This is a genomic window from Kitasatospora sp. NPDC058406 (assembly GCF_042722765.1).
GTDB lineage: Bacteria > Actinomycetota > Actinomycetes > Streptomycetales > Streptomycetaceae > Kitasatospora.
Genome location: NZ_JBHXKE010000429.1, coordinates 1 through 4,021, shown reverse-complemented (window position 1 = coordinate 4,021; position 4,021 = coordinate 1). Strand labels below are relative to the sequence as shown.

Annotated in this window: 1 protein-coding gene and 2 pseudogenes; all 3 read right to left on the bottom strand. The window is 71.3% G+C overall.

Features of this window, described 5'->3' with window-relative positions:
• A pseudogene (locus ACFWOG_RS39980) lies at positions 1 to 91 on the bottom strand (roadblock/LC7 domain-containing protein); the annotation flags it as partial.
• Between the two features lie 10 nt (positions 92 to 101).
• Positions 102 to 3,521 (bottom strand): nitrate- and nitrite sensing domain-containing protein, encoded by a 3,420-nt coding sequence (locus ACFWOG_RS39975; RefSeq protein ID WP_380364578.1) that lies wholly within the window; start codon positions 3,519 to 3,521, stop codon positions 102 to 104.
• Between the two features lie 401 nt (positions 3,522 to 3,922).
• A pseudogene (locus ACFWOG_RS39970) lies at positions 3,923 to 4,021 on the bottom strand (ATP-binding protein); the annotation flags it as partial.

Sequence of the window (4,021 nt, the reverse complement as noted above, 5' to 3'; positions counted from 1 at the left end):
CCGCGGAGACCACCACCGTGTGCGACACCCCGGGGGTGTTGTCCACGAAATTGGTGATCAGCCAGTTCAGGTTCTGTGCGGCCTGGCTCATCTGACTCAACTCAACGCTCCTGGTGGTTCGAGCCGCCGAAGAGATCGGTGCTGCGATTCTGCTGTCCGTTGCCGGACTGGTCTACCTGATCGGGGTCGATCCGGAAGCTTCCGGTGCCGCCTGCGCTACGGCCCTGCTCGACACCGCGGCGCAGGTTCGTGAGACGTCCACGGACCTCCTCGGGCGAACGGGAGACCTGCGGCCCATCCTGTGGGGTGGGCTTGGCGTTGCCGGCCACCAGGTTCTGCTTGGGTACCCGCCGGGGGAGTCCGGACGGGGTGGTGCCGCTGGAAGAGGGCTCGCGGAGCTGTTCGGCGCGCTGCCAGTTGCCGTCGTTGGGCGACTGCCAGGCGGCGCTTCCCGCGCCGGTCGGGCCGGTGGGCCCGTACCCGCCGAGCGCGGACACCTCGTGGCCGCGCGGCTCGGCCGGCGCGGAGGTGTCCTTGGCACCGGCGAACCAGTTCGGGCTCTCGCCGCCCTGACCGGCGTCGGCCGGCCCGGACGGGAACCCGCCGCCGGCCAGCTGCTGGCCGGGGCGGCGCTGGGGCAGCCCGGACGCCAGCGTGGCGGGGGCGGGGGCGGGGTCGGCGGCGGGCAGCGCGGGCTGCTCCGGGGCGTACGGGTGGCCGGCCGGGGCCTCCTCGGCCCCCTGGCCGTCCTGCTGGTAGCCGTAGCCGTCGTACCCGTCGTAGCCCTGGCCCTGGTCCTGGTACTCCTGCCGGCCGTACTGGTCGTCGCCGTAGCCGGACTGGTCGTAGCCCTGCTGCGGGTACTGGTCGTAGCCGTCCTGCTGGTAGCCGTTGCCGTCGTACCCGTCCTGGCCGTAGTTGTACTGGTCGTCGGCGTAGGTCTGGTCGTAGCCCTGCTGCGGGTACTGCCCGTCCTGGCCGTAGACCTCGTCGTTGCGGCGACCGTACGGGGGGTACTCGTCGTCGACCTCGGCGTCGAGCACCGGCGGCTCCTGGCCGGACTGCGGTCCGACCTCCAGCGCGGCCCGGCGGACCTGGTCCAGGCGCTGCGAGCGCTGGACCGCCTCCAGGGCGGGGCTGAAGCCGGAGGAGCCGGCGCTGCCGGTGCCGGTGAGGTGGTCGTCGAAGCCCAGCTCGGCGGCGCTGCGGGCCTCGTCCCGGCCGGGGGCGGCCCAGTCGGCGGTCGGCTCCTGGTCGGCGAAGATCCGGGAGACGGTGAACTGCTCCTCCGGCTCCGGCGCCGCGGCCATGTGGGTCAGGAACGGCGGCATCATGACCAGCGAGGTGGTGCCGGCCGACTCGCCGGACGGGCGGAGCTGGACGCGGATGTCGTGCCGCTGGGAGAGCCGGCCGACCACGAAGAGGCCCATGCGGCGGGAGATGGTGGCGTCGACCGTGGGCGGCTCGGCCAGCTTCTCGTTGATCTCGGCGAAGTCCTCGGCGGTGAGGCCGATGCCCTTGTCGTGGATCTCGACCAGCACCCGGCCGTCCGGCAGGCGGGTGGCGTTGACCAGCACCCGGGTCTGCGGGCTGGAGAACGAGGTGGCGTTCTCCAGCAGCTCGGCGAGCAGGTGGACGAGGTCGGTCACGGCGGCGCCGACGACCTCGGCCTCGGGGATGCCGGAGAGCTCGACGCGCTCGTACTGCTCCACCTCGGAGGCGGCGGCGCGGAGCACGTCGACCAGCGGGACCGGGGTGTTCCAGCGGCGGCCGGCCTCCTCGCCCGCGAGGACGAGCAGGTTCTCACCGTTGCGGCGCATACGGGTCGCGAGGTGGTCCAGCTTGAAGAGGTTCTCCAGCTGGTCCGGGTCGGCCTCGTTGTTCTCCAGGTCGGTGATCAGCGCCAGCTGGCGCTGGATGAGGCCCTGGCTGCGGCGCGACAGGTTGGTGAAGATCGCGTTGACGTTCCCTCGCAGCAGCGCCTGCTCGGCGGCGAGTGCGACCGCCTGCCGGTGGACCTGGTCGAAGGCCCGGGCGACCTCGCCGATCTCGTCCTTGCCGTGCAGCGGGATCGGGTTGATGTTGGTGTCGACCCGGTCGGGGTCGGTCTTGGAGAGCCTCTCGACCAGGTCGGGCAGACGGTGGTCGGCGATCTCCAGGGCGGCGTTGCGCAGGGTCCGCATGCCGAGAATCATCGAGCGGGCCACGTAGCCGGTGAGCACACCGGCGAGGATCAGCGACGCGAGCACGATCAGCGCGTTGAGGACGGCGTCGAAGCGCGCGTTGTCACGCAGCGCCGCGGCGTCCTGGAGCACGTCGTCCAGCAGCACGACCTCGGTGGCGCGGAGGCTGGTGATGTGGGTGTTGGCGGCCTGGTTCCAGTTCTCCGGCGTCAGACCGGAGTCCTTGGCCTCCTTGTACGCCCGGTCCGCGGCGTCCTTGCCCTGGGCCTGGCCGATCGCGGCGGCCTGGCTGTAGGCGGCGCCGAGGTTGAGCAGGCCCTGCATGGTGGGGGCGGTGCCGTTGGGCATCCGGTAGGCGGCGCGCTGGTCGGCGTTGGCCTGGGCGACCTGGGCGTCCGAGTAGCGGCGGGCGTCCTCGGGGGCGCTGCCGGTGTTGAACTCGGACAGCGCGGTGTGCTCCAGGCGCTGGGCGACCAGCAGCTGCTGGATCAGGTCCGCGTTCTCGTACCGGGTGGTGGCGCCCGCGGAGATGCCGACCAGCAGGTGCAGCATCAGCGCGCGCTGGGTCGAGGCGGAGGCCTTCGCCAGCGACATGGCGTAGATCGAGCGGCCCTTGCTGGTGAGGTTGGAGGAGCCGAGGCCGACCGAGTTGTCGTAGGCCAGCAGCGGGGCCAGCATCACCGAGTACGCGGAGGTGGTCGCGGAGGCGAACAGGTCCGGGCTGTAGGCGTTGGCGCGCAGGTGCGGCAGGGCGACGACGACGCCCTGGAAGGCGTCGTGGCGGCGCGGGAGCTCGCCGGACTTGTCGCTGGCCTCGTAGGCCGCGTAGTAGGCCTTGAGGGCGGCGTCGGTGGTCGAGCGCGCCTTGGTGACCTCGTTGTTCGGGTCCTGCTTGGTGAGCAGAGGTATGAGGGTCTTGTCGCGCTCGCTCTCCAGCGCCTCGGCCAGCTCGGTGGCGGCCTTGGCGAGGGTGGCGGTTCGCTGGGCGCGGTCGGCCTTGATGAAGCCGTCGAACGAGGTGTTGACGCGCAGACCGCCGAAGATCAGGCCGATGGTGACCGGGATCAGCAGAATCGCGATCAGACGGGCCGGCACGCGCCAGTTGCGCGGGCGCAGGAAGTCGTACCGGCTGCCGCCCTTGCCGCCGGTGTCGTCCGCGCCGGAGCCGCCCGTGCGGTCCTTGGCGGGACCCAGCTGCTGTGGTGTGGGGGCGGCCGGTGGCCGTTCCTCGGTCGGCGTGAACGCCGAGAACCCCGCCGGGTCCGGTGCGGTGCCGTTCGGCTCGCTCTGGCGGGGCTCGGAGCGCCGCTGCGGGGCGACCTGCTGCTTACGCCTCACTCGACAACTACCTCTCGGCCGACAGCCGGCCATGGATCAATCCAGCGCTACCCCTGGAGGCCCGTCCGTTCCGGGGAGCGGTGGCCGATATGGATGCAGGGGTAGCTGGAATTTCAGCACGTGCAGGGATGGGGGACAAACAGCTGCCGGTCAGCGCCATGCAGGGCGCAATTGGGACATTCACCGACATGACGGTGTAAAACTGTGGTCTTCTGGCGCTGAGTGATGCTGATTCGCTACAAACAGTCATTGTTGATCACGAAATGCCTACCGAACTGTTATCCGCCGCTTATGCGGGGGTCTTGCGCGCGGCGTCCGGACGACATCTCCCCGCAAGCGGACAGGCCCCGGCGCTCCGCCGTGACAGCGGGGCGCCGGGGCTGCCGACCTGCGGGTTCCGCTCAGCGGAGGCGGGCGAGGAGGGCGTGTTCGACGAGGGTGATGAGGGCGCTCTTGGCGCTGTCCCGGCGTCGGGCGTCGAGGGTGACGACGGGGGTGTC